The sequence below is a fragment of the Cyanobacterium sp. genome, assembly GCF_054166785.1.
Genome location: NZ_JBSZCP010000009.1, coordinates 1 through 26,165, shown reverse-complemented (window position 1 = coordinate 26,165; position 26,165 = coordinate 1). Strand labels below are relative to the sequence as shown.

General features: G+C 39.0%; 20 protein-coding genes. 13 read left to right on the top strand and 7 right to left on the bottom strand.

The annotated features are described in order from the left end of the window. Positions 1 to 21: 21 nt before the first annotated feature. The gene (locus ACXITR_RS01060) at positions 22 to 645 is read right to left on the bottom strand and encodes a hypothetical protein (protein ID WP_457995379.1); all 624 of its coding nucleotides are present in this window, start codon (positions 643 to 645) and stop codon (positions 22 to 24) included. A 109-nt stretch (positions 646 to 754) separates the two neighbouring features. Between ACXITR_RS01060 and ACXITR_RS01055 the strand changes: the two genes are divergently transcribed. The 9 genes from ACXITR_RS01055 to ACXITR_RS01015 all read left to right on the top strand — a co-directional run bounded on the left by ACXITR_RS01055 (position 755) and on the right by ACXITR_RS01015 (position 14,232). After that, positions 755 to 1,327 carry a glyoxalase-like domain protein gene (locus tag ACXITR_RS01055; protein WP_457995378.1) on the top strand — a complete coding sequence of 191 codons (573 nt, stop codon included), beginning with the start codon at positions 755 to 757 and terminating at the stop codon, positions 1,325 to 1,327. 79 nt (positions 1,328 to 1,406) lie between these two features. Continuing rightward, complete coding sequence (gene ldpA, locus ACXITR_RS01050; RefSeq protein WP_457995377.1) at positions 1,407 to 2,444, top strand: circadian clock protein LdpA; 1,038 nt, start codon at positions 1,407 to 1,409, stop codon at positions 2,442 to 2,444. Between the two features lie 158 nt (positions 2,445 to 2,602). Beyond that, positions 2,603 to 3,985 carry an NAD(P)/FAD-dependent oxidoreductase gene (locus ACXITR_RS01045; protein ID WP_457995376.1) on the top strand — a complete coding sequence of 461 codons (1,383 nt, stop codon included), beginning with the start codon at positions 2,603 to 2,605 and terminating at the stop codon, positions 3,983 to 3,985. 87 nt (positions 3,986 to 4,072) lie between these two features. Continuing rightward, entirely contained in the window at positions 4,073 to 5,155 is a 1,083-nt protein-coding gene (locus ACXITR_RS01040) for a RuBisCO accumulation factor 1 (protein ID WP_457995375.1), read from the top strand. Positions 5,156 to 5,212: 57 nt separating this feature from the next. Beyond that, entirely contained in the window at positions 5,213 to 5,968 is a 756-nt protein-coding gene (locus ACXITR_RS01035) for a metallophosphoesterase family protein (protein ID WP_457995374.1), read from the top strand. 73 nt (positions 5,969 to 6,041) lie between these two features. Further along, positions 6,042 to 6,689 (top strand): glycerol-3-phosphate 1-O-acyltransferase PlsY, encoded by a 648-nt coding sequence (gene plsY / locus ACXITR_RS01030; protein WP_457995396.1) that lies wholly within the window; start codon positions 6,042 to 6,044, stop codon positions 6,687 to 6,689. Between the two features lie 168 nt (positions 6,690 to 6,857). Beyond that, positions 6,858 to 9,317: an EAL domain-containing protein gene (locus tag ACXITR_RS01025; protein WP_457995373.1), complete on the top strand. Its 2,460-nt coding sequence runs from the start codon at positions 6,858 to 6,860 to the stop codon at positions 9,315 to 9,317. 142 nt (positions 9,318 to 9,459) lie between these two features. Further along, positions 9,460 to 12,084 (top strand): EAL domain-containing protein, encoded by a 2,625-nt coding sequence (locus ACXITR_RS01020; protein WP_457995372.1) that lies wholly within the window; start codon positions 9,460 to 9,462, stop codon positions 12,082 to 12,084. Positions 12,085 to 12,108: 24 nt separating this feature from the next. After that, entirely contained in the window at positions 12,109 to 14,232 is a 2,124-nt protein-coding gene (locus ACXITR_RS01015; RefSeq protein WP_457995371.1) for an EAL domain-containing protein, read from the top strand. Between the two features lie 9 nt (positions 14,233 to 14,241). On the opposite strand, the gene ACXITR_RS01010 is transcribed toward ACXITR_RS01015, so the two are convergent. Both ACXITR_RS01010 and rimM read right to left on the bottom strand, forming a co-directional pair. Continuing rightward, positions 14,242 to 15,855: a cation:proton antiporter gene (locus ACXITR_RS01010; protein ID WP_457995370.1), complete on the bottom strand. Its 1,614-nt coding sequence runs from the start codon at positions 15,853 to 15,855 to the stop codon at positions 14,242 to 14,244. Between the two features lie 80 nt (positions 15,856 to 15,935). Next, entirely contained in the window at positions 15,936 to 16,586 is a 651-nt protein-coding gene (gene rimM, locus ACXITR_RS01005; RefSeq protein ID WP_457995369.1) for a ribosome maturation factor RimM, read from the bottom strand. Between the two features lie 132 nt (positions 16,587 to 16,718). On the opposite strand from rimM, the gene ACXITR_RS01000 reads away from it, so the two are divergent. Continuing rightward, positions 16,719 to 17,582, top strand: coding sequence for a DUF4382 domain-containing protein (locus ACXITR_RS01000; protein WP_457995368.1), 864 nt, complete (start codon positions 16,719 to 16,721; stop codon positions 17,580 to 17,582). A 44-nt stretch (positions 17,583 to 17,626) separates the two neighbouring features. On the opposite strand, the gene infB is transcribed toward ACXITR_RS01000, so the two are convergent. The 4 genes from infB to rimP all read right to left on the bottom strand — a co-directional run bounded on the left by infB (position 17,627) and on the right by rimP (position 22,941). After that, complete coding sequence (gene infB, locus ACXITR_RS00995; RefSeq protein WP_457995367.1) at positions 17,627 to 20,677, bottom strand: translation initiation factor IF-2; 3,051 nt, start codon at positions 20,675 to 20,677, stop codon at positions 17,627 to 17,629. A 174-nt stretch (positions 20,678 to 20,851) separates the two neighbouring features. Then, positions 20,852 to 21,115, bottom strand: coding sequence for a YlxR family protein (locus ACXITR_RS00990; RefSeq protein ID WP_457995366.1), 264 nt, complete (start codon positions 21,113 to 21,115; stop codon positions 20,852 to 20,854). 91 nt (positions 21,116 to 21,206) lie between these two features. Beyond that, positions 21,207 to 22,427: a transcription termination factor NusA gene (gene nusA / locus ACXITR_RS00985; RefSeq protein ID WP_457995365.1), complete on the bottom strand. Its 1,221-nt coding sequence runs from the start codon at positions 22,425 to 22,427 to the stop codon at positions 21,207 to 21,209. A 49-nt stretch (positions 22,428 to 22,476) separates the two neighbouring features. Then, the gene (gene rimP / locus ACXITR_RS00980; protein WP_457995364.1) at positions 22,477 to 22,941 is read right to left on the bottom strand and encodes a ribosome maturation factor RimP; all 465 of its coding nucleotides are present in this window, start codon (positions 22,939 to 22,941) and stop codon (positions 22,477 to 22,479) included. 318 nt (positions 22,942 to 23,259) lie between these two features. Here rimP and ACXITR_RS00975 point away from each other — a divergent pair, with 318 nt between their 5' ends. The 3 genes from ACXITR_RS00975 to ACXITR_RS00965 all read left to right on the top strand — a co-directional run bounded on the left by ACXITR_RS00975 (position 23,260) and on the right by ACXITR_RS00965 (position 25,906). Further along, on the top strand, positions 23,260 to 23,898 hold the full coding sequence (locus ACXITR_RS00975; RefSeq protein WP_457995363.1) for a GNAT family N-acetyltransferase: 639 nt from the start codon (positions 23,260 to 23,262) through the stop codon (positions 23,896 to 23,898). A gap of 59 nt (positions 23,899 to 23,957) precedes the next feature. After that, a complete protein-coding gene (locus tag ACXITR_RS00970; protein ID WP_457995362.1) occupies positions 23,958 to 24,923 on the top strand; it encodes an aldo/keto reductase in 966 nt (321 codons plus the stop codon). Positions 24,924 to 25,183: 260 nt separating this feature from the next. Beyond that, positions 25,184 to 25,906, top strand: a complete 723-nt coding sequence (locus ACXITR_RS00965; RefSeq protein WP_457995361.1) for a biliverdin-producing heme oxygenase — start codon at positions 25,184 to 25,186, stop codon at positions 25,904 to 25,906. Positions 25,907 to 26,165: the final 259 nt, after the last annotated feature.

Sequence of the window (26,165 nt, the reverse complement as noted above, 5' to 3'; positions counted from 1 at the left end):
TGTGATTTTACTAGATACTGGTTAAATTAAGCTATCTCGTTTATCTAAATAAATAAGACGAATATCGAGGGGGATTAATTTCAAAAGTTGTTTATGGGCGTGGTTATATAAATATTCAATATCTTCTGGTAAAATACTTTTTCCTTCGGCTTTTAAGTAATTAATTATTTGTTCTTCTTGCCATCCAAATTTATCTTTAGTTATAATAATTAAGCGTTCTTTGGGAGATAATAAGTTTATGGACTGCTCTAAGTAAAAATGAAAAGGAAAATATCTTAAATCTAAGGAAATTTCTTTGATATACTGTTCTTCTAAATCTTCCTTTGGTAAACAATCAATAACATATTCAATTATTAAATCTTCATAGGAATTATTGTTTATTCTATTAACTTCATTCAAGTCTATATTAAAGAAAAAGTAACTAATTTCCCTCCACAATTGAAAAGAAATAAAAGGAAGATATTCTGCTTCATAAAATCCTGAAATTACCTCATTTACCTTATTACCATAACGACAAAAAAGAGATACTAAATACTTTCCCTTATCTAAATGGGTTTGTAATAATTCTAGGAGGGTGCCATCATCTATTTGTAGTAGGGGATATATTAAAGGGTGATTGGCTTCGGGAAAATCAGTCGGATTCATATAATGACAAAATAGTTAATCGTTAGATTTAGGTGTGCTTAAGTTAATTATTGCTAAATAGCCACGAAATATCCCACAATATTAATACGAGGTTCAACACTGAAATTATATGATAATAAATAGCAGTCTAACTATGGTAAATATTTTGGGGGCGTTTTTACCCGGTATTACGGATGGTTTATTCTCGACTCAGGGCATTATGGTAATGCTTTTGGTGGCTTATGGTGGTGCGATGTGGATGTTTTTAACCAGCGCCCCTAAGGTGCATACGATTATGGTATCTGATTTAGCGGTAGCCCAAGAGTTTTATGAGGGGTTATTAAATTTACCCGTGGCGGATGTACCTTTACATTACTATTATAATTATGATCAAAGTTTAGGCTCGGCAATGTTAGATCCTATTTATACGGGTAGTCGGGGTACTCCTGCTGTGTTGCAAGAAAATAGGGGTTTATGGTATCAGCTTCGCAAAAATACTCAGTTGCACGTGATTGGGGGTGCTACGTTAGGTTATAAAAATTCTCAGCGTCATGTTTGTTTTGATCATGAATGTTTAGACGATTTACTATTGAGGGTACAATCTCGCCGTCTTAAATATAAAATTCGTAGTGATAATCCTCTTAATTTTTTGGTGAAGGATTTGGAAAATAGGGTAATTGAGATGGCGGAAGCAAAAACTTAAACTAATTGATAATTGAAAATGGATAGTTGATAATTATTTAAGGAGATTTTTTGAATTAAATTTTTGGGAATCAAAAATATTGTTATTACAAGATTCGGCGTTGTTGTCTTTGGAGTCGGGTAGTTGGTTTAAGTTAATTTGTGGTGCTAGTTATCAGCATTTACCTTCTATTCGTAATTTGGCTTTGGCTTATACCCTCGCAGGGGTTGATTGCATTGATGTGGCGGCAGATAGGGCGGTTATTAATTCGGCTTTGGGGGGAATAAAGGTTGCTCAAAGTTTTCAATCAAAAGCGATCGCCCTTGGTTATAATCCTAGTAATCCTCTTTTAATGGTAAGTGTGAATGATGGAGAAGATCCCCATTTTCGCAAAGCCTACTTTAATCCTAGCAAATGTCCCCCTGAGTGCGATCGCCCCTGTGAAAATATTTGCCCCGCCGAAGCCATAAAATTTGAACATCCCACCGAAGGAGTAAAAGAAAAACTATGCTACGGTTGTGGACGCTGTGTGCCTATCTGCCCCTATGGATTAATTGATACCCAATCCCACATCATAAGTATCCCAGAAATATTAAACTGGTTAACAGAATTACCCATCAACGCCCTAGAAATCCATACCCAAGAAGGACATTTTGAGCATTTTTGTAAACTATGGCAATCCGTTAAACCTCACCTACCTAAACTACAACTAATAGCCATCAGTTGCCCCTATACTCCCACCGTTACCCATTATTTACACCAGATAGAAAACCACATCCAACCCCTACCCATCCCCCTCATTTGGCAAACCGACGGGCGCCCCATGAGTGGAGACATCGGTAAAGGCACTACCCATCTCACCATTAAATATGCCCAAGCCATGATGGAGGAAAAATTTGAGGGTTACCTACAACTAGCCGGGGGAACAAATCAACATACAGCGGTTAAAGTAAAAGAGATGGGGCTTAATAAGAAAATTAACGGCATTGCCTTTGGTAGTAAAGCTCGAAAAATATTGGCAGATACCCTTCACAAATTGGAATTAATCTCTCCCCAAAATCAACTAGAAGACTATCCCCATTTATTGTGGGAAGCAGTGGCTAGCGCATCTCAACTGGTGGACAGCGTCAAAAATTAGAGAGTTTACCTTATGTATCATAGGTTTGAGCTAATTGTTAAAAAAAGTTAAGCAAAAATACTCATCACCGTGTAGAATGTATGATTTAACACCGCAAAAAACAGACATATCCGATAACCTGTAAATTAGACACACGATAAAAAACCCGAAAAATCATCATGAATAACAACCCTTCAGCAAATAAAACTCCTCACATCGTCATAGTTGGTGGTGGCTTTGCTGGTTTATACGCCGCCAAAGAGTTGGGCAAGGCACCCGTAAAAGTTACCTTGGTAGATAAACGTAATTTTCACCTATTCCAGCCCTTGTTATATCAAGTTGCCACTGGTAGTTTATCCCCCGCCGAAATTTGCTCTCCTTTGCGCCTAGTGGTTGGTAGAAATCCTAATACCCGTGTTGTGTTGGATGAAGTGGTAGATATTGATCCTGAAAAAAAACAGGTTATCATGAGGGAAGGGGTATTAGATTATGATAAATTAATTATTGGTACTGGGGTAAGTCATCACTATTTCGGTAATGACCAATGGGAAGAAGAAGCCCCCGGTTTGAAAAGTATTGAAAATGCCCTTGATATTCGTCGCAAAATTTTCCTCGCTTTTGAGGAAGCCGAAAAGGTATCTTCTCCCGAAGAAAAACAAGAATGGTTGACTTTTGCCATTGTAGGGGGTGGCCCTACGGGGGTTGAATTAGCAGGTGCGATCGCAGAAATTGCCCACAGAGTAATCAAAGACGACTTCCAAGAAATTGATACTACCAAAGCAAAAATTCTTTTAATTGAAGGAATGGACAGGGTTTTACCTCCCTACTCCCCCGATTTATCCCAAAAAGCCCAAGAATCATTGGAAGAATTAGGGGTGACAGTATTAACCCAACGCATGGTAACTAACATCGAAAATAGTACCCTCAATATGCGCCATGGAGAAGCAACAGAAGAAATTAAAGCCCGTACTATTCTCTGGGCAGCAGGGGTAAAAGCCTCTGGATTAGCCAAGGTAATAGCCGAAAGAACTAACGCCGAAACCGATCGCGCTGGTAGAATTATGGTAGAGCCAGATTTAAGTTTAGCTGAATGTCCTGATATACACGTGGTGGGAGATTTAGCCCACTTTGCCCACCAAGGAGATAAACCCCTCCCTGGCATTGCCCCTGTGGCCATGGCTATGGGTAAATATATGGCAAAATCCATCAGGGACGAGATAAAAGGTAAACCCGTTAATGCTTTTAAATACGTAGATAAGGGTAGTTTGGCGGTAATCGGTGATAACCATGCAGTGGTTGATTTAGGATTTATGAAATTATCAGGCTTGGCGGCTTGGTTGGTGTGGGTATTTGCCCATATTTACTATCTCATCGAGTTTGATAATAAGTTAACGGTCATGCTTCAATGGGGTTGGAATTATCTTACCCGTGGTAGGGGTGCTAGGTTAATTACTGGGGAGATTACGGAGAAAAATTTGATGACAAAATCATTTAGTAATCCTCATTATCCTTCTGCTCAAGATAGTAACGACACCACAGGAAAAGAAACAGTAAAAGTATAGCTGTTGTCTCCTTGATATTTACCCCCTCATCATTGGAGGGGTTTTTTTATCCAAAATTTGTGACAATATATTAGATAATAAAAATAAATGGCAGAAAATATTATTAATAACTCTCCTCAAATCTCTGATTCTGAAAAACAAGAATTAATGCGATCGCTCCTACACAAAGAAGGGTGTTGGGTAGATTGGGGCAAAAAATGCCAACAACTACAAAAAGCAGGGGTTGATGCCCAAGAAATTTTTGAGCGTACAGGATTACAAAACAGTCAACAAAACCTCGTCATTGTAGCGTCTCAAGTTTATGATAGCTTGGTGAAAACAGAGGTGGAAGAAAGCACCCTCAAATATTACCAAGGGCCCCGTAGTGACGTACTTTACGAATTAAGGGTACTAAATCACCAAGACAGAAAAGAAGCCGCCCTCTATTGCGAACAAAAAAAATTAGATGTGGATGGGGCGAAGGAAGTGGCGAAAAACATGAAATTATTTGCCCGTATCTCTCACCCCCCCGAAGGTTTTACCACTCACCCGGGAGATACCGTAGCCTATCAACTGTGGAGAAGTGCTAAACAAAAGAAAACCCTCTCCGATAAAACCCGTCTCATTGCTGAGGGTTTAAAATATGCCCACTCTGAAGGGGCAAGGAATAAAATTCAACAACTATTAACGGATGTTGCCACCGCCCAAACCGTCAGCAGCACCCCCCTATTACCAGTGTATCGCCTAGAAGCAGAGGAACAAATTCCCTGTATCCTTCCTGTGGTTGGTACTTTTCCCCTTACCTCATCACCTTTTGATAATATTCCTGTACTTTCACCCCAAGAGCCTTTTGATATAGTAGAAGTGTCTCAAACCATGTCTTTGGTGTCTATTCCCACATGGCAGGTGGTATTACAGGCAAAAAAACCCGTGGTGATAAAAGCCCATACCCATGATTTACCCCAACAGCAAGATGAAAAAAATGAACCTGTTTTAGTGGTGGTGGATGCTCATAATACCGAATGGAGTTCACAATATTACTTTTTGGTAAACCATGGGGGAGAAATTAAGTTTTCTTGGCTACCGACTCAGGGGGAGGAAGAAATTTTGGGCAGACTATTAGTAATTCTTAAGGCTCGTAGAATATTAGATGAGAATAATTTAACTGAGCCGTGGCAAATGGACGATTGATGATCGATTCAGGTTACAATAAGATCATTAGTGGGCTGTTTCAAGATTAAAGGTATAATGACAGCAAAGACAAACAGACGATTTGTAATTGGTGATGTTCATGGTCATTTTCAGGCTCTTATGGGTTTGCTAGAGGCGATCGCACCAACGAATGAAGACGAAATTTATTTTTTAGGAGACTTGATCGACCGAGGCCCTGACAGCGCCAAAGTGGTGAGCTTTGCCATGGAAAATAACTACCAATGTATTTTGGGTAATCATGAAGTTATGCTCCTGCAATCTTTCACCCAAAAGGGCTTAAATCATATGTCCTTTCAATCATGGCTACAAAATGGGGGTTATTCTACCATTACCAGTTATAAGAACAAAATTCCCCCAGAACACCTAGAATGGATGCGTCAGATGCCCCTCAACATTGATTTGGGAGACTACTGGTTAGTCCATGCGGGGGTTGATCCTCGCAAACCTTATCAGAACCAAGACTCTGACGAATTTTGCTGGATTAGAAACGAATTTCACAGCATTTCTGAGCCTTATTTTCAAGACAAAACCATTGTCATTGGTCATACCATTACCTTTACTTTTCCGGGGGTAAAACCGGGTCAACTTGCCCAAGGAAATGGCTGGATTGGCATTGATACGGGAGCTTATCACCATGGGTGTGGTAAATTAACCGCCCTGGAGTTAAATAATTCCATGGTTTATCAGGTCGATAGTTTTGGGCAACATTTTTCCAGCAAAAAACTAGAGGATGTGGTTCATAAAATTAACCCCCGAAACCTTACTTCTCGAAGACCAAAAATATTTTTCTAAATTTACGTTAAAAACCCCTTAACAATATACATCTTATCCCTAATAATAGATCCAGTGTCTATGAGGATAAATGATGAGTTTCTCAATTTTCATTGGTTTTGCCTTGATCCTGTCCGCTTATCTGCTCGGTTCTATTCCTACGGGTTATCTCGCTGGTCGTATCCTCAAGGGAATTGACATTCGAGAACATGGTTCAGGATCGACGGGTGCTACCAATGTGTTACGCACCGTGGGTAAAGGGGCCGCTATGGGGGTTTTGTTGGTCGATATGTTTAAGGGAATGATGGCGATCGCCCTTGTGAAGATAGCCTATAACTATGGAGGAGGAGGTGTACTACCCCTAGGGTGGCAAGAATGGTTAGTAATGATGGCCGCTTTGGTAGCGGTGTTAGGTCATAGTAAATCTATCTGGCTCAATTTTTCTGGGGGAAAATCCGCCGCCATTAGCCTTGGGGTGTTATTGGTGATGAATCCCTTTGTCGGTTTAGGTACTTTGGCAACCTTCCTCATCGTATTATATTTTTCCCGCATCGTTTCCCTAAGTTCCCTTAGCGGTGCGATCGCCGTTAGCGTATTTATGACAATATTTAACCCCTCCATCCCCTACCTAACCTTTGCCCTTCTTGCCGGTTTATATGTCATCATTCGACACCGTAGCAATATTCAACGGTTAATGGCAGGAAAAGAACCCCGTATCGGTCAAGCCGTATCCTCATCGTAGAATAAAAGAGAATAAATTAAGATAAAATTGAGTTCAACTTGTATTATCCATTCTCCATTACAAAATGTCTTCATCTTTTAATATTTTGAGGGTGGAGCCATTTTTTCTCGTTAATTTTATGGGCAAAAATTCGTTTATTATATAGAAAAGTTGTATAGGTGCAAGTCCATGAGCGAAACCCAAGAATTCCGTCACATATTGGTCATAGAAGATCGTAAAGGAAGAAGAATTATATCCTTAGAAGACAACAACTACACCCTTGGCAGAGACTCCAATAACCCCATCGTTATCTACGACTATCAAGTATCCCGCACCCACGCAACTTTAGAAAAAAAAGAAGACGCCCAAGGAAGTACCTATCGCATAGTTGACGGAGACTTGCAAGGTAAAAGAAGTACCAATGGAATTTTAGTTAATGGACACGCTACCCTTACCCATGAGTTAAAACACGGAGACTCCATCCGTTTTGCTAACGATGCCAAGGCAAACTACTACATTATCGCCACAGAATCAGGCATCGATCTTTTTAACCCCGATGACTTAGGAAATCTGAACGCCAAAAGCACCCTCACCAGCCCCACCACCCAAACGATGATTTCCAAGCAACAAGAGCAGGAAAATCCTCAAGATCAAGAAGAATTAATCCGTCTGGCTTCTTTCCCCGAATTATCTCCCCATCCCATCATTGAAGTTGACTGGGAAGGTAATATCACTTACCTAAACCCCGCTGCTAGTATCAAATTTGAAAACCTTTACGAAGAAAAACTCAATCATCCCATTCTTGCTGATTTATTGATAGAGTCAAATAATCGTCAGGGAAATCTTTTCTTACGGGAAGTGAAAATAGGGGCAGAAGTATTTGAGCAATATGTTCATTATCTTTCTGAAAAGAAATTAATTAGAAGTTATATTTTCGACTTTACCAAGAGAAAACAAGCCGAAGCCCAACTAAAAGAGAGTGAAGCCCGTTATCGAGCAATATTGCGTCAAACCTCCGAAGGAATTATCCTCGCCTATGCGCACAATAAGAAGATTATTGAAGTAAATGGAGCCTATGCCAAGATGATAGGCTATAGCTCAGAGGAAATCAAGGAGATGACCCTTTATAATCTCATTGCCAGTGATTTGCAGCTATTTAACCAAGATTTAGCCCGTATTGCCGAGAGAAAACAAGATACCATTGCTCAGTATATTCATCGGTGTAAGGATGGAACTTTACTAAATTTAGAGTCTAATATTAGTGTTATTAGTTATCAAAATAAGGATCTTTTTTCCATTGTGGTGAAAAATGTTCCCGAAGCTGTTCAAACTACTAATAAGTCTAGTTATTATCATTTTTATGATAGTTTAACTAATTTAGCTAATAAAACACTATTAGAAAAACAATTAGATTTTGCCCTTTCTTCTGCTAAACATTATCAACATTTTCTGGGATTAATTGCAGTAGAAATCAAAGGACTAGATGGATTTTTGAAGATTAGGGGAGAAGAAGAAACTAATAAATTTTTACAAAATTTTGCCCAAACCTTTGAATCTTGTTTACGGAGTTTTGATTTAGCCGCTAGGTGGGATGAGAATAAATTTATTGCTCTATTTTCCCGTATCAGGGGGCCTCGAGATCCTGCTAAAATTGCCAAAAGGATGTCTATGGTTTTCGAGCAGTATATTCAGCAACAAAAGGGCAATACTGACCTAGATTTGAATATTAGTATGGTGGTGTATCCCTTAGATGGAGAGAATGCCGAACATCTGCTCCAGGGCGCGTTGATGTCCTTAGAGCAATCGGGGCAAGATGAGTCTAGTATTAGTTGGGGTGGGTTTAAAATTAGTCCTAAAACCGCTAGTTTGCTACGGTTAGAAAATTTGATCGGCAGTGCTATCCAAGAAAAACAGTTTTATCTATCCTATCAACCCCAGTTCAATCTTGAGAATAATAGTTTGACGGGTATGGAGACTTTGCTTCGTTGGAATCATCCTGAGTTGGGCAAAATTACCCCTAAACATTTTTTGAGATTGGCTGAAGAAACTGATTTTATGTTGCCTTTGGGGGTATGGATTTTACAAACAGCGGTAGCTCAGATGAAACAATGGACAAGTCAAGGTTTCTCTACATTTCCTGTGACGGTTAATATTTCTAGTCGTCAGTTTAATCAAGATAGTTTTGTGGATTTGGTGGCTACGATTCTTCGGGAATCGGGTTTACCTCCTCAATATTTGGAGTTAGAAATTACTGAAAATTCTTTATTACAAAATCCTACTTTTGCGGCTCAGACTCTAAAACAGTTATCCGATTTGAAGGTGCGTTTATGTCTTGATAATTTTGGGGTGGGTGGTTCTTCTTTAGGATATTTACAACAATTTCCTTTTAATACTGTTAAAATTAGCCCGACGGTCATTAGTAGGTTAGAATCTAATCAGGCTTTTAATTCATTTATAAGGGCGATCGTGTCCTTTAGTGAAGGCTATAATTTAAGAGTTATTGCTGTAGGGGTGGAGAAATCAGCACAATTAGAATTATTAAAGAATCTAAATTGTTCACAAATTCAAGGCAACTTATTCAGTAATCCTTTACCCGGGCAAGATGCTACGGCTTTCTTGGAAAGAGGTAGTTACAATATTCTTTTTTAATAAGTATTTAACGGTGTTGTAAACCCCGTTGATCAAAAAACTTACTATTAAGTTTATTATTAAATTTTAAGAGTAGGTTTATACTTTTGATAATTATAGAACAATAGTCTTTTATGATTGAATAGAAATATTTTTATTAACTATGAATAGCGATTACACGGCCACTATCTTTAATAGTAAATTGCGAAACTTACTCCATGTTTTGGTGCTTAAGGATAAAAATTCTCGTCAGACTATTTTACTTGAAGATCAAAGATATACTCTGGGTAGAGATCCTCGTAATAATATTCCTATTAAGTCAAAAAAAGTATCCCGTGTCCATGGCACTGTTCTGCGTAGAGAAGATGCGCAAAATAGAACTTTTTCCTATTGGCTTTTAGATGGTGACTTAATGGGTAATCGTAGTACCAATGGAATATTTATTAATGATAAAAGATGTTTGGTTCAAGAATTAAAAAATGGTGATGTTATCACATTGGGTATGGAAGTGGAAGGACAATACCATATCCTTTCTGATGTTAATCAGCTAGAAAGTTTGAGGGAGCAAGATTTTGATTCTAGTCAGGGTACATCGGGAGCGACTGATAGAAATGGGGATGATAATAAAGCCCGTAAGACGATAGATTATGATCGAGACAATACCCCCACTATAATTAGTAGCACTGATACTCTGTTTATTTCCGAGCCTACGGTAGAGTCTTTTGAGGAGAGTAATAATTTTAATTCTTCGGAGGTTTCTGAGGCTCAGTCTGATGAGTTGAGTCGTTTGGCTTCTTTCCCAGAGTGGAGCCCCAACCCTATTATTGAGATTGATTGGTCTGGGAGGGTAACATATTTAAACCCTTCTGCCATAACGAAGTTTCCGAATTTGAGATTGAATGAAACTAATCCTAATCATCCTGTTTTAGAAGGTTTGGTTCAGGGTATTAAGAAAAATAGTGCTAGTTCTAATCTATTTGTGAGGGAAATAACTTTTAAGGATCAAGTTTTTGAACAGTATATTCATTATCTGTCAGAACAAAAATTAGTTAGATGTTATATTTTTGATTTTACTGGCAGGAAGATTTCTTCAACTCAGGTTAATGAAAGTGAGCAAAGATATAAGGCGGTTTTAAATCAAATTCAAGAGGGCATTTTTCTGATTGATGCGTCAAGTAAAAAGGTTTTAGAAGCAAACAGCGCTTTGGCGAATCTTTTGGGTTATGGTTTAGATGATTTACACTCCCTTAGTTTATCGGATTTGTTATTTTTGGGCGGAGGAGAGTTAGAACAAAAAGTAGATTGGTGGTTGAGTAATCCTAATTATAGTGGTTCGGAAAAGTTAAGTTATCGTCGTAAAAATGGTTTTTTACTTGAGTTGGAATCTAGCCATTCTATTATTAGTTATGGGGATCAAAAAATTGTTTCTTTTACGGTACATCCTGTTAATCAAAATTTAAGCACCGAGACGATAATTCAAGAGCAGGGTTTATTTGATTTGGAAACAAATTTACCTAATAGCCAATTATTTTTGGAGCAGTTAAACACGGCGATCGCCAATAGTTATCGTTTAGAACAACTGCTGTGTGTCATTTTCGTAGAACTAGAATTACCAAAAAACTTAAAAGAAAAAATAAATAGTAAAACTCAATCCACCTTATTAGAAGGGTTTTCTAAGAGACTGAGATCTTCTTTACGTAGTGGAGATACCGTTGCGAGATGGCAAGGAAATCAATTTGTTTGCTTATTACCCCAAGTCAGAAGCATTAGAGACATTGGCAAAGTCTGTCACCGAATTTTGGAAACCCTTAAACCACCTTTTTTCCTAGAACATCAAAAAATCCATATCAAAACCAGTATGGGTGTCGCAGTATATGACGAGGAAAATAACACCACAGAGATAATTTTATCGAATGCTCAAAAAGCATTAAAAAAAAGCCAAGAATTAGGGAGTAATAACTATAAATTTGTCCAAAGCAACATTCAAGCAGAAATAGAAAGACTTTTAAAGCTAGAGAAACTCTTAACTTCCGCCCTTGAGAACAAAGAGTTATCCCTTCACTATCAGCCCCGTATTAATCTAAAAAATAATGAAATTTCAGGGGTAGAGGCTTTTTTGCGCTGGAATCATCCTGAATTAGGGTGTATGTACCCCGGGCAGTTTTTACCCCTAGCCGAAGAAACAGGATTAATCATGGAAATAGGGGAGTGGGTATTGGAAAGCGCCTGTTTTCAACATAAAATCTGGTTACAAAATAATGTCATTCAACAACCCATTAGCGTTAACATTTCTAACTATCAATTCCAACAACCTAATTTTACTAATGTAATTGCAAATATTTTAGAAAAAACAGATTTACCAGCTCACTTTTTAGAACTAGAAATAACGGAAGAAACCATTGCCAAGGAACTAGATTTAGCAGAAAAAACCCTCTTAGAATTGAAACAAATGGGGGTGAAAATATGCCTAGATGACTTTGGAAAAGGAATGTCGGCTTTAGGCTACCTCAAAAAATTTCACATCGACACCATCAAAATAGACAAAGATATTATCCAAAACCTAGAACATAATTCTCAAGATTTGGCGATAGTATCAGCTATAATTGGGGTAGGAAAAAACTTTAACATAGCCGTGGTGGCAGAAGGAATTGAATCTAAAGAACAATTAGATCTTTTATCCGAATTAGGATGTGAGGAGATACAGGGTCATTTGTTAACAGAACCCCTAAAAATGGGTGATACGACCAACTTTTTAGCTAATCCAACTCGCAATTTCAATTTATCATAAACTATTTATCATATTTCCCATTACATGAGTAACCATAAGACCAAATTAAATCATATTCTGGTGGTAGAAGAACTTGATACTCAGAGATTCTTTACCCTCGAATCCGAGGTCTATTCAATTGGAAGACATTCTAGTAGTGACATAAAATTAAACTCTGCCCCTGTTTCTCGGCACCATTGCACTATTATTCGGGATGACTTGGGGGATGATGAATATGCTTATACCCTCATTGATGGAGATTTTAAAGGTCATAGAAGTCAAAATGGTATTTTAGTTAATGGTAAAAAAATTATTCGTCGTCGTCTTCGAGATGGGGATGAAATTTTGTTTGGTGGAGAAGATATTAAAGGGTTATATTATCTGGAATCAGAGGCACAAGTTAGTCGCAATGTACAAGAAAATGATAATTGGCGCATAGAAAAAAATCGCACTAATTCCGCAAGGGAGGAGTTACAAAATACTCTAATTCTCTCGGAAGAAAATTTATCAGGCAATCTACAAAGTGATGAGTTTAAGAGGTTGGCTTCTTTTCCTGAGTTGTCTCCCCATCCTATTATTGAAATAGATTTTGACGGGAAGATTACATATATGAACCCTTCTGCTAAGTTATCTTTTCCTGATTTGTCTCGTGAGGAAAATAATGCGAGACATCCTTTGGTGATGAATATTAATATTGCTCAAGATAAAACCTACAGCCAATTGGAGCAAAGGGAAATTAGTTATGACGATCGCCACTTTGAACAATATATACATTATCTCTCAAAATATGATGTAATTAGAAGCTATATTTTTGACATTACCGAGCGTAAAATGTCGGAAGCAAAATTACAATATCAAGCATTTCATGATTCTTTGACAGGTATCGGTAATCGTGATTATTTCCACTGGCAACTAAATAATCGTCTTCGAGAGGTAAAAGAAAAGCAGCAGGATTTAGCCATTTTATTCATTGATATAGATAGATTCAAGAATATTAATGATACCCTTAATCACTCAACGGGAGATAAATTATTAGAAAGTTTTTCTTTTCGTATTCTTTCTTGTTTATCCACCGATTGTATCTTTTCTCGCTGGGGGGGAGATGAGTTTATTTTAGGCATACCTCTGGGGGATGAAAAAAATCATACTGGTACTATCAATGATACAGTCAAAGTTATTATGGATAGTTTGAAAAATCCATTTTTGATTGATAACTATACTATTTATGTTACTTGTAGTATTGGGGTTGCGGTGTATCCTCAGGATGGGGAAAGCCAAGAGCAACTGATTAAAAATGCCGACATAGCCCTTTCTCGGGCAAAACAAATGGGCAAAAATAACTCTCAATATTACACCACTCGATTGAGTGAAGAGCAAATGCTTTTGTTTGAGTTGGAAACCAGTCTTTATGATGCGATCGCCCAGAACCAACTATACTTAAACTATCAACCAAAATTAAACCTCGCCACCCACAAAATTGACAGTGCAGAAGCCCTCGTAAGGTGGAAACATCCCACCCTTGGCGTCATTTCCCCGGGGAAATTTATTCCCCTAGCCGAAGAAACAGGGTTAATCATTCCCATCGGAGAATGGGTATTAAAAACCGCTTGTATTCAAGCAAAACAATGGATTGATTTAGGCTACGGCTTAGAAACCATTGCCGTTAATATTTCCGTGAAGCAATTTAGACAAGAAAACTTTGTGGACATCGTTAAAAATGTCTTAGAAGAGGTAAATTTAGATCCCAAATATTTAGAATTAGAAATTACCGAAAGTATCCTGATGCAAGATAGGGGCAAAACTGCCTTATTAATTAAAGAATTATCTAAACTAGGGGTTAAATTCTCCCTAGATGATTTTGGGACAGGTTATTCATCCCTAAGCTATCTAAAACAATTCCCTTTCCATACCATCAAAATTGACCAATCTTTTGTGCGAGATTTGACGGTAAACCTACAGGATAGGGCTTTAATTGATGCGGTAATTACCCTCGGAAAAGGCTATAACATGCAGGTGGTAGCCGAAGGGGTAGAAACAGAAGCCCAACTAAATATCCTTAAAGAATTTCATTGTGATATTATTCAGGGAAGATGGCTTAGTATGCCCATGGGCGTTTCTGAATTTACCGAATTTATTCAAAATTTTCTGCTCACGAGCCAAGCCCCATAACATTAACGGCTAATTTTCCTCCTTCAAAGATAATAATTGTTCATTGATGGTGGCAAGATAGACTTGGGCAGAATTTTCCTCTAAAATACCCTTTCTGATGGCATCAGTGATAGCCCCTTGCTCGGCTAAATATAACCTTCTTTTCAAGTTATTAATATATTTATCCTCCGTAATAGTTTTACCCCGTTGATTGTAAATATCCCTTAACTGCTTTTCTCCTTGGGCAATTTTGGCTTGATAACTGGCAAAAATTTCTTCATACAAAGAGCGAGAAAGACTCCCTGATTCTAATAAACTATTTAACTCCTTTTGGGCTGCCTTAGAAGCGATGAGGGTTAATTGTAAATTTTCGATGGTTTGTTTGAGGGGGGATGGTTTAGAAAGCTCTAATTTGTTCACTAGCCAAGGCAAACTCAATCCCTGCCCCACAAGGGATATTAATACGGTACTAAAAACAATGGCAATTACTTGGGTTCTTTCTGGTAAAGTAAACGGTAAACTAATGGCAAGAGCCATGGATAATGAGCCTTTAACGTTTCCTAATATTAAAACGTGTTGCCACTTGAGAGGAATGGGACGATCTAATTTTTTTAGTAAAGATAGTAGCGGATAAATAGATAATATTCTGCCCATCTGATAACCGATGATAGCAAGAATGGCTAGGGGTAAGGTGGAGATTAGGGTGCGAGGTTCAATCACAATGCCTACTAAGAGGAAAATGAAGGTATTAACCCCAAATCCTGCATATTCCCAAAAGTTGAGGAGGGTTACTTTGGTGGTGGGAGATATTTTTTTAAATCCTGAGTTACCGATGACAAGTCCTGCAATAACCACTGCGATCGCACTTGATACCTCTAATAATTGCCCAATTTGAAAGGTGACAAGGGATACCGCCACGGTTAATAAAATACTACTGAGGGCATCATCCAACTGTTGAAACAAGCCCACACATAAATAACCTAAACCCCAACCCAATAAACCACCCCCCAAAAAGGCAATTAAAACTTGGGTAATACCATCCCCCACAGAAAAAGAACCCTGTAAATGTATTCCAGCGATAATATTTAATAATACAAGAGCAACCCCATCATTAAATAAACTTTCTCCCTCTACGATGGTGGCTAGTCGGGAAGGCACAGATACCGTACGAAAGGCAACAATCACCGACACAGTATCCGTAATGGTGAGAATAACCGCCATCGCCGCCACCGTAATCCAAGGTAAACCCATGGCCAGTTGATAAAAAACAGCGGTAATCGTAGAAGCAATTAACACCCCCGGCACCGCTAACACAGCGATAGGTTTAATGGTGCTTTTGAGACGACTAATATCAGTGTTGATGGCAGCCTCAAAAATGAGGATAGGTAAAAATAAATTGAGAATAACGTCAGGGTTAAGGCTAATAAAATCGGGTAGCGCCCCTTGAGTGACGATTAAACCTGCCAAAACTAACCCCACCACATAGGGAATTTTTAACTTTCTACTCACTAGGGCGACAACGGTGGCAATGAGCAGTAGGATAATAAGGGCATTTACTAATCCTGTGATGTCGGCGTTTTGGGTTGGTAATGAGTCAATGTCAAATTCGGTGAGGGTTTCGGCAATGATTAAAGATTGGAACATCAATTTTAGGTGGGGAATAGGCTATGGGCAATAGTAATGATATTTTAAAAGCTCAGTTATTTTAACTTGCCACCAAACGCCTACTCTTTTTCTTCACTATCTAGTAAGCCGAGGGGGGGATTAATTTCTATTTTTTTATGGGTGATGTCAACTATGGGGACAATTTCTGGCACAAAGGGAATTAAAACGGTTAATTCTTTGGGTTTTTTGTTTTTTACTTTTTTACGTCGAGAAACACGGCTGATGGTTTCCAGATTAGTGGGTACTTTATTGTCTTCGGGGCTTGGTTGTTTGTGGAGTCGAACTTCTAAAATGTCGTGGGCGGCGGAAAATACATCAATGACAACTCCTATATTTTCCCCATCTTGTTGATTATAAACTTCTATACCAATTAAATCTGCCACATGGTATTCGTTTTCTGCTAACTTTGGTCGATCGCCCTTATGTACTGATAGGATAGCACCTTTTAAATGTTCTGCCTGAGTGCGATCGTTGATATGTTCAAGTTTTACCACATAAATATTTTTACCCGGAATTTTTCTCGATTTAATTAATTCGACTGCTTGGGGGGACGAATGATTATTCATGGTTAACCATCTTTGTCCTGGATTCTCAAACCTTTCGGGAAAATCCGTAGTAATATTTACCCTAACTTCTCCTTTCAACCCAGAAACACCCACAATGGTGCCAATTTCAATTAAATCCTCAATATCCAAGCTCAACAACTCCATAATTAATTATTTTTACCTTCACAATTTTAACCTCTACAGGGAAAATCAAACATTTCTCCTTTTTCCCCACGAGGGGTATTGTAGCCAGACTCCCATAGCCTGATAATTAATAAAAAACTATTTTAAATTTTAATGATTAAATATTTCTTCCCCCCTCACAACAAAAATATAGTATCTAGCGCCATGGTGGTGTCCAGTGCGATCGCCTTTACCATTACAGGGTGTAACCCATCTCCAATGCCCCAAGGGGAAAACAACCCCTCAACCCCATCCGAAAATGTTGGCTTCCTACAACTCATGGCCAACGGAGAAAACTCCACCATCGAGGGATTTGAAACCAAAGACGGATGGCAACTCAACTTTGATCATGTTTACATCACCGTCAATAACGTTGTCGCCCACCAAACAAACCCCCCATTTGAAGCCCAGTCAGACACGCCTCTCCAAGCCCAACAATCCCTTGACCTTGTCACATCCCCCACCACCATCGATTTAACATTAGGCACCATAGATAATCCTGCCATCCTTATCACCGAAGTAGAAGCCCCTCCAGGCCATTACAACGCCATCTCATGGCAAATGTATAATGAACCTGAAGCTCCCCCCAGTCTGAGTCTCCAAGGCACAGCCCAGAAAGATGATCAACAAATTGCTTTCACCCTTCAATTACCCATGGATATTACCTACACCTGCGGTGAATTTATGGGCGATGAAATTAAAGGTATAGTTAATCCAGAGGAAGTTACCGCCCTAGAAATGACATTTAACTTTGACCATATTTTTGGTAACGGGGAAAAAGAAGATAGCGATGAAATCAACCTCAATGCCCTCGGATTTAACCCCCTAGCAACCCTCGCAGAAAATGGAACATTAGAAATTGACCTAGAAACCCTCAATAATACCCTGAGTAACCAAGACTATCAAACCTTAGAAAATAATATCCTTGGATTAGGTCATGTAGGGGAAAATAATTGTCGATTTGAACCCACCACATAAAAAAGGGCAGAAAATCTGCCCCTAAAAAAGTTATGTCAATTCAATTATTGAGAAAGAGTACGACGTTTGAAGACCATTTCATAGGCCTCAATGATGTCTTTTTCCTTCCAATTACCAAATTTATTGATACTAATACCGCACTCAAATCCCGATGCCACTTCTTTAACATCATCTTTAACACGGCGTAAAGAGTCGAGATTACCGTTATAAACAACCTCTCCATTACGTAATACTCTGATGAAACGGTTACGAACTACCTTACCAGATAAAACGTAACAACCTGCCACAGCACCTTTACCCACAGGGAATACCGCACGGACTTCCGCTTTACCTAGAGCTTCTTCTACCTCTTCAGGGTCTAATAAACCTTCCATGGCACCCTCAATTTCATCTAACAATTTATAGATGACGTTGTATTCTCGGATGTCAACCCCTTCTTGTTCGGCAGCTTGACGGGCATTAGGAGCAAGGGTGGTATTGAAACCAACCACTACCGCACCACTAGCAGCTGCTAAATCTACGTCCGTTTCAGTAATTTCTCCAGCACTAGAGAGAAGTACACGGATTTGAACTTCTTTTTGAGGTAGTTGTTTGAGAGAACCTAAAATTGCTTCGATGGAACCTTGTACGTCGGCTTTGAGGATTAGATTTAACTCCTTGAGTTCCCCTTGTTGTGCTTGGGCAGAAAGGGTACTTAGGGTTACTCGACGGGAAGATAATGCCTGTTGTAAACGGCTGGTTCTATCTTCTTGGGCACGGCTTTCGGCGATCGCCCTTGCTTCTTTTTCATTAGGATAAACATCAAACTCATCCCCTGCTTGGGGAACTTCATTTAAACCGAGTACCTCCACCGCAAAAGAAGGACTTGCCGCCTCTACCTTATCCCCACGATCATCGATCATGGCACGGATTTTACCCGCCACAGAACCAGCTACAAACACATCCCCAACCCTTAGGGTACCATTTTGAACCAACAGGGTAGCCACAGGGCCCCTCGCTCTATCTAAGTGAGCCTCGATAACAGTACCTTTAGCAGGGCGATCGGGGTTAGCCGATAAATCTTCCACCTCCGACACCAGAACAATCATCTCTAGTAAAGTATCAAGGTTTTCACCATTTAAAGCACTTACAGGCACCATCACCGTATCACCACCCCAATCCTCTGGGACTAACTCTAGTTCGCTCAACTCTTGCTTAACTCGGTCTGGATTAGCCTCGGGTTTATCAATCTTGTTAATAGCTACCACAATGGGAACTTTCGCCGCCTTAGCGTGACTAATAGCCTCTCTGGTTTGAGGACGAACCCCATCATCCGCCGCCACCACAAGGATGGCAATATCAGTAACCTTAGCACCCCTTGCCCGCATAGCGGTAAAGGCTTCGTGACCTGGAGTATCTAAAAATACGATTTGTTGGGTATTTCCTTCATGCTCTACATCTACATGGTAAGCACCAATGTGCTGAGTAATGCCCCCTGCTTCCCCTTGTACTACCTTAGTATTACGGATGGAATCAAGAAGGGTGGTTTTACCATGGTCAACGTGACCCATAATTGTTACCACAGGAGGACGAAGGGTAAGATTATCTAAATCAGCCTCTGCCAACATTTCCGTCTTAGTAGCACTGGCTTTTTCTTCCTCGGTAATAACTGTTACTCCCAACTCCTCGGCGACCATTTTGGCAATTTCGAGGTCAAGGGTTTCGGTGATATTAACGGCAATACCCTTAAAGAAAAGCATCTTAATAATTTCAGTGTCCGCCGTATTAAGACTATCGGCCAACTGTCGGAGGGTGAGACTCTCTTTGAGAACGATTTCCTCAGGAACTTGTTTTTCTTGTTTTACTTTTTTGTTATTACTGTCGTTAGACTTACTAGAAGAACTGCTGTCCGAACGGTCTAATTTTGGTTTTTGGCGACGGGGGGACTTGATGCGATCGGCTGGTTTAGGAGATTTATTCGCAGGTTTATCAGGACGAGCGAGGGCTAAACTTAAGGGGTTTTCTCCATCATTGTCATCATCGAGATAATCAATTAAATCTTCGTCATCATCCTCCAGGACAAAAGAACGACGTTTTTTAGCGGCCTTCTTATTTTCTTTTCCACTATCATCATCATCTTCCCATACCGCAGGGGAGTCATTAACCAAGGGTTTCTTAACTTTCTGCTTGGTACGTTTTGGTTTTTCTAATAATACTGGTTCATTATCAAAATCATCATCATTATTCTGAGTATTATCAATATCATCATCCAAATCAGGTTCTGGGCTTATGGCCGCAGGACGTTGGGGAGGTTTTTGTAACTTAGGTTTAGGGGGAGATTTTAGGGTAGAAGTTCTTTTCTCTCCATCATCCTTGGTAGCGACGGGGGGAGTTACTTTTTTCTCTGGAGTATCGGTATCAGAGGATTGCTCCTGTCTATTTTTGCTTCCTAGGGAGGGTTTACCCTTAATTTTTGGTTTTGGTTTTCTGTCCCCTTCTATGGAATCCATTAATTTTGCCACAGAGCGAGGTTTACCCGATGGGGATTTTTCCTCTTGATCTGAATTGGATTTAGGAGGTGCTGGGGGGCTTTTTAGTTCTGGTCTAGGAGCATTTTTTTCCTCCCCATTTTTATTATTATTGTTAGGGGAAGTTGGTCTGGGGGGAGGATTTTTGAGAGCACCAGATTTTTCTTGGGGTTCCCCTGATTCTGATTTACCTTGATCTGCTGAAGGGCGTTGAGGACGGGGGGGCGTTAGAAGGGTAGGAGCATCCTGAGTATCATCTTTGCTTTCTTGAGATTGTCCAGAGTTCTGCTCTTCGTTACGATTTTTTTTGTACAAGGCAACAATTTCTAATTTCGGTTTATGGGATTTTGATTCAGGCACTTGATTTTTAGTTTTTTGATGGTCGTGGTTTTTCCCTTTTTTATGGTTTGACGATGTCATACGATAATTTTTTGCGGCTTCTTTGATACTCTGTGCTTGAGATTCTGAGATAGTACTACTATGAGTTTTTACGTCAATTGATAATTGAGAACATATTTCCAATACGTCTTTATTTTCTAATGCTAGTTCCTTTGATAAGTCGTATATTCTTATTTTTCCGTTTTTCATCCAAAAATTGCCCTAAGTCTAATATATTATAATTTATTTTATGTTGGTTTATTCTTTATTTTAATTGAGATTTGTTTTCTTCGTTGTCTCCATGGTTTTTAGGTGATAAAACTATATGTTACATTTTCGTAATATTTAGTTATTGAATGGGTGTAATGGTTAGCTTTTTTTACCCTAACATCTACTTTTTAATTGGTCATATATTTCTGGGGGGACGTTAGTACGCAAGGTTTTTCCCAGACGCTTTTTTTTCTGAGCCACGGTAATACATTCTAGGGTAGGGCAAACATAGGCGGATCTACCCATGCCTTGGTTAATGGTGATGTGATGGTCAGGAAAATTTCTTATCACTTGATAAAAATAATCTTTGGGGGCGACTAATCCACAACTAATACAACGGCGATGATTTTTTGGGGGCATTTTTTCTTTTAAAGTCACAATGGGAGGGGGAAAAAATATTAGTTTTCCCCTTGGCAGCAGTTAGATTAGTTTTTTATAAATTTATAGAACTGCTCTGGTTTGGGTGTTGTTATTCTTCTTCGGAGGAATTTGCTGTTTCTGGCTCTGATTCGGGTTCTATTTCTGGAGGTTCGGTGGTTTGGGCTTGTTGCATTTTTTTGTAATCACTTTTTGATTTGATGTCGATGCGCCATCCTGTTAATCGGGCGGCAAGACGCACGTTTTGACCATCTTTACCAATGGCGAGGCTAAGTTGGTTGTCTGGTACTACTACCATGGCTTGACGCTCATCGGGGTCTAGTAGTTCGACTAGGTCGATTTGGGAGGGGCTAAGGGCGTTGGCGATGTAGATGGCAGGGTCTGGAGACCAGCGGATTACGTCAATTTTTTCCCCTTTTAGTTCGTTTACCACCGCTTGAATACGAGAACCCCTTGCTCCGATACAAGAGCCTACGGGATCTACGTCTTTATCAAGGCTATCTACGGCTATTTTTGTTCTGGCGGTGACATATCTACTCATGGGGTTGGCTTCCCGGGCGATCGCCACTATTCTAACAATTTCTTCCTCGATTTCAGGCACTTCATTGGCGAATAAGTAAACCACCAATCCCGCATCGGCACGGGAGACTAATAATTGAGGACCCCTTTGAGAACCTTCACGCACCTGCTTGAGATAAACCTTGAAGGTAGCATTAGCTCGATAGTTATCACTATTTACCTGCTGAGAACGGGGTAATTCTGCCTCCACTTCTGGTCTGCCATGGGCGCTTTGGATGGTCATAATCACCGACTGACGCTCAAATCTTTGTACCTTGGCTTGAAGTACAGTCCCTTCTAAATCATTAAACTCTGATTGAATCATCAATCTTTGTTGATCTCGCAGTTTCTGTTGTAAAACCTGCTTGGTTTGAATGGCTGCCATGCGTCCGAAATCTTTTTGTTCAGGGGTGACATCCACCACCATTTCATCTCCTACCCTTGCCTCCTGATTAACCTCCATCACTTCCTCTAGGGGAATTTGATGATCTGGGTTTTCTACGTTTTCTACCACGGTTTTGAGGGCTAAAACTCTAAATCCTTCCTCATCAATGTCTAATTCCACTCGGAAATTAGCAAAATAATCATCCCCAAAACTATTTTGAGGGTTGGTTTCTTTGGCACGACGAAAACGTTCATAACCTTTGAAAAGTGCTTCCCTTAAGGCTTCTTGTACCGCACTTTGGGATAAATTATGATTCTCACTGATTTCCTCGATTAAAAAACCTAAGCCTGGTAATTGAACAATACTCATAAATATTAATTAATAATTGGTCTGAAATTTTAAATGGTGAATACTAAATCTATTCGGTGGCGCTTTCTAGGGTGACTTGTGCAACCAATTCCCTCGGAATTTTCACAATCCGCCCTTTACAGTTGAGAGAAACAAAGTTTTCATCCCGACTGTGAAGAGTGCCTTGAAATTGAGTTTTCTTCTTGTGGGGAGTATGGGTTTCTACCATCACAGGAAAACCTTGAAAACTAATAAACTCCCTATCGGTGGTTAGTACATCGGCAATACCCGGACTGGAGATCTCCAGAGAATAGGCCTCGGCAATAATATCTTTAGCCTCTAGGACTTCCTCTAGTAAACGACTCATTTGTTCACAGTCATCGAGGCTTGTATCTCCTTCGTTACGGCGAATATCGACCCTCAGTAGGGAAGGATTTTTGTTGGTTTGAAAAACAATGTTAGCGATCTCAATGTTGAGCTTTTCGGCAATGGGATTGGCTAACTCTGTGATTTGTGGTATCAAGGGATGGGTCATAAAAAAATCAGCGTTAAAATTTAGTTGATAATTGGTAGAAAGCAACAAAAAAAGCGGGTGTCACCCACTTTAATGAGATTATTTCTCGTCATTGGCGCTTTAGGCTCTAATTACTTTTTAGCCAATGTAGTCCTTTTGTTAACGATGATTTCCAAATCTTTATGGACTCAATCAAATGGCTACCCAATACAAAGTGTTTGTATTTTTTTTCTCAAAGGAAGTTTTAGAACCTTACAGAATTGATTATAGTCTATTTCTTTTTTTTATTCAATTTTATTTCTTTGTATCCTTACATAGCACTTATTTTTAATTTTTATAATGTTTGTTTACAATTATTTTCAAGTTAGTGATCCCGATAGTAATGACTTTTTAGGGGCGATCGCCCTTTATGAGCAATCATTTCCCCCCAGTGAAAAACTACCCACTGCAACCATAAAAGATAAAATTAAGAAAAATATTTTCCAATTATGGATTCAAAAAGATCAAGAAAAAATTATTTTAATGGCAATTTTGTGTCCTCTACCCGAAACTGATTTTACCTTACTAGGATACTTAGCAACTGCCCCAGAATATAGAGGAAAAGGACTAGGAAAAGAGTTTATGGCTTTTATCAAAAAGACTCTACAAAAGGAAAATCAATGGTTACTGTTAGAAGTAGAAAATCCCCTGTTTCCTCCCGACCAAGAAATAAAACAAAGACGGGTTGATTTTTACCTCAGATTAGGAGCAAAAATTATAAAAGACGTTTCTTATCTATTGCCTGATTTGTCTGAACAGACTTCTCCTGAAATGATTTTAATGATTTATCCTGACTATCAAAAAGAGATGTTAACACCATTATTGATAAAAAAACTAATTCAATTAACCTATGAGTATTTCTATGATCAACCAAGCCATAAAAACCTAAATATTTTAACCAATAAACTCCCTAATAAAATAGAACTAACAGAAAATTAAATAACATTTATTAGTCCAAAAATCTTATGTTACCATGAAAAAAATAGCAATTATTAACCATGGAAAAGAGAAAATTAGGCAGTACCAATATTGAAATTACCCCTATTTTAATGGGTACATGGCAAGCAGGAAAAAGAATGTGGTCTGGCATTGACGACAATGATAGCATCAAGGCAATTCGCAGCGCCGTAGAAGGAGGAATCACCACCATCGACACTGCCGAAGTTTATGGGGAAGGACATTCAGAAAAAATAGTCGCCCAAGCGGTGCAGGACATTCGGGAAAAGGTTGTTTATGCCACAAAAGTATTTGCTAACCATCTTAAATATGACCAAGTAATCAAAGCCTGTGAAAATTCCTTAAACAACTTAAACACAGACTATATCGATTTGTATCAAATTCATTGGCCTTCTGGTACATGGAATAGCGACATTGTACCCATCCAAGAAACCATGGAAGCCCTCAACAAACTCAAAGATGACGGCAAAATTAGAGCCATTGGGGTATCAAACTTTTCCGTGGCACAGCTAAAAGAAGCCAAGCAGTATGGGGAAATTGTCAGTATTCAGCCCCCCTACTCTTTATTTTGGGGAGGGGTAGAGAAGGAGATTCAGCCCTACTGTGTGGAACATAACATCTCTATTCTTTCCTATAGCGCCCTTGCCCAAGGTATTTTAACAGGAAAATTCGGCTCACAACCCCAATTTGAAGAAGGAGATCATCGGGTTAATAATCGTTTATTTCAACAACCCCACTGGGATAGGGTACAACGCGCCTTAGATTTACTAAAACCCATCGCTACACAATATGATTGTACTTTGGGTCAATGTGCGATCGCCTGGTTAACTGCCCAACCCCAAACCCATGCCATCGTAGGAGCTAGGAATGCTCAACAGGTGGAACAAAACATCAAGGCAGGGGATCTAAAAATTAGCAAAGAAGATTTAGCCAAAATCAGTGACATCGGCAAAGAAGTAAGTAAACACTTTGATGACAACCCCGTTTTATGGAATTTCGACAATTAAGGTGCGATCGCTAAACTTAGAGTAGAAAGAAAAATACCCCATATCTAATATTGGATCACCATTACCCATCCCCCACCCTAACAAAATCATTTTCTTCGTGAACTATGGATTTTTATTTTTGTAAACAATAATTACGACAACTTGTAAAAATTCTTAATACAAAATGACATTAATTCAGTTTAAGGTAAGAAATTAGGAATCAAACACTTTTTGTAAATTTTTATAAACATAAAACTTAATAATTCAGGAATAAATAAAATATGAGCGTAAATCTAGCCACAATGCTGAAAGAAGGCACCAAAAAATCCCACTCTATGGCAGAAAACATGGGGTTTATCAAATGCTTTTTAAAAGGGGTAGTCGAAAAAAATTCCTATCGTAAACTAGCCGCTAACCTTTACTTCGTCTATGGTGCCATGGAAGAAGAAATGGAGCGTCTCAAAGATCATCCCCTCATTAAACCTATTTATTTCCCTGAGTTGAATCGTCAACCGAATTTAGCCAAAGACCTTCAATTCTTTTATGGTTCTAACTGGAAAAATGAAATCGAAATCACTCCCCACGGACAGGCTTATGTAGATCGTATTCGTGAAATTGCCCAAAGCGCTCCCGAATTATTTGCCGCCCATTCCTACACTCGTTATTTAGGAGACCTTTCTGGGGGTCAAATTCTCAAAAATATCGCCCAAAAAGCCATGAACCTTGACGGTGAGGGTACTGCTTTTTATGAGTTTGAAACCATTGATGATGAAAAAGTCTTTAAAAATAAATATCGTCAATCTTTAAATGATTTACCCGTAGATCAAGAAACCGCTGATCGCATTGTACAAGAAGCTAATGATGCTTTTGGTATGAATATGAAAATGTTCCAAGAGTTAGAAGGTAACTTGATAATGGCGATCGGTAAAATGTTATTTAATACTTTAACTACCCGTCGTCGTCGTAACCAAAATAATGAAGGGGAATTTGCGACTGCTGAATAGGTAGTTTGATTTTCCACCGATAAAATAATCATAATATTTTCTGCTATTATCCCCAGCTTTGGGGATTTTTTTATATTATATTAATAACTGCAAATTTTCTTTATTTATATTCCTTGAAGGTGAACTACTCACATTCGCTACGCTGAAATGTGAGCTTCTTACCCAACAGACTGCATTATAGTAGATTTCTTGCGTCCTCTATTATCTCGTCTTACATCTGGGCGATAAGCTGAAACTCCAGTTCCTGAAGCCAAAATTC

What these genes read in the sequence shown, in the direction of transcription:
- ACXITR_RS01060 (WP_457995379.1), bottom strand. Translation starts at nt 645, where the DNA reads ATGAATCCGACTGATTTTCCCGAAGCCAATCACCCTTTAATATATCCC.
- ACXITR_RS01055 (WP_457995378.1), top strand. Translation starts at nt 755, where the DNA reads ATGATAATAAATAGCAGTCTAACTATGGTAAATATTTTGGGGGCGTTT.
- ACXITR_RS01045 (WP_457995376.1), top strand. Translation starts at nt 2,603, where the DNA reads ATGAATAACAACCCTTCAGCAAATAAAACTCCTCACATCGTCATAGTT.
- ACXITR_RS01040 (WP_457995375.1), top strand. Translation starts at nt 4,073, where the DNA reads ATGGCAGAAAATATTATTAATAACTCTCCTCAAATCTCTGATTCTGAA.
- ACXITR_RS01035 (WP_457995374.1), top strand. Translation starts at nt 5,213, where the DNA reads ATGACAGCAAAGACAAACAGACGATTTGTAATTGGTGATGTTCATGGT.
- plsY (WP_457995396.1), top strand. Translation starts at nt 6,042, where the DNA reads ATGAGTTTCTCAATTTTCATTGGTTTTGCCTTGATCCTGTCCGCTTAT.
- ACXITR_RS01025 (WP_457995373.1), top strand. Translation starts at nt 6,858, where the DNA reads ATGAGCGAAACCCAAGAATTCCGTCACATATTGGTCATAGAAGATCGT.
- ACXITR_RS01020 (WP_457995372.1), top strand. Translation starts at nt 9,460, where the DNA reads ATGAATAGCGATTACACGGCCACTATCTTTAATAGTAAATTGCGAAAC.
- ACXITR_RS01015 (WP_457995371.1), top strand. Translation starts at nt 12,109, where the DNA reads ATGAGTAACCATAAGACCAAATTAAATCATATTCTGGTGGTAGAAGAA.
- ACXITR_RS01010 (WP_457995370.1), bottom strand. Translation starts at nt 15,855, where the DNA reads ATGTTCCAATCTTTAATCATTGCCGAAACCCTCACCGAATTTGACATT.
- rimM (WP_457995369.1), bottom strand. Translation starts at nt 16,586, where the DNA reads ATGGAGTTGTTGAGCTTGGATATTGAGGATTTAATTGAAATTGGCACC.
- ACXITR_RS01000 (WP_457995368.1), top strand. Translation starts at nt 16,719, where the DNA reads ATGATTAAATATTTCTTCCCCCCTCACAACAAAAATATAGTATCTAGC.
- infB (WP_457995367.1), bottom strand. Translation starts at nt 20,677, where the DNA reads ATGAAAAACGGAAAAATAAGAATATACGACTTATCAAAGGAACTAGCA.
- nusA (WP_457995365.1), bottom strand. Translation starts at nt 22,427, where the DNA reads ATGAGTATTGTTCAATTACCAGGCTTAGGTTTTTTAATCGAGGAAATC.
- rimP (WP_457995364.1), bottom strand. Translation starts at nt 22,941, where the DNA reads ATGACCCATCCCTTGATACCACAAATCACAGAGTTAGCCAATCCCATT.
- ACXITR_RS00975 (WP_457995363.1), top strand. Translation starts at nt 23,260, where the DNA reads ATGTTTGTTTACAATTATTTTCAAGTTAGTGATCCCGATAGTAATGAC.
- ACXITR_RS00970 (WP_457995362.1), top strand. Translation starts at nt 23,958, where the DNA reads ATGGAAAAGAGAAAATTAGGCAGTACCAATATTGAAATTACCCCTATT.
- ACXITR_RS00965 (WP_457995361.1), top strand. Translation starts at nt 25,184, where the DNA reads ATGAGCGTAAATCTAGCCACAATGCTGAAAGAAGGCACCAAAAAATCC.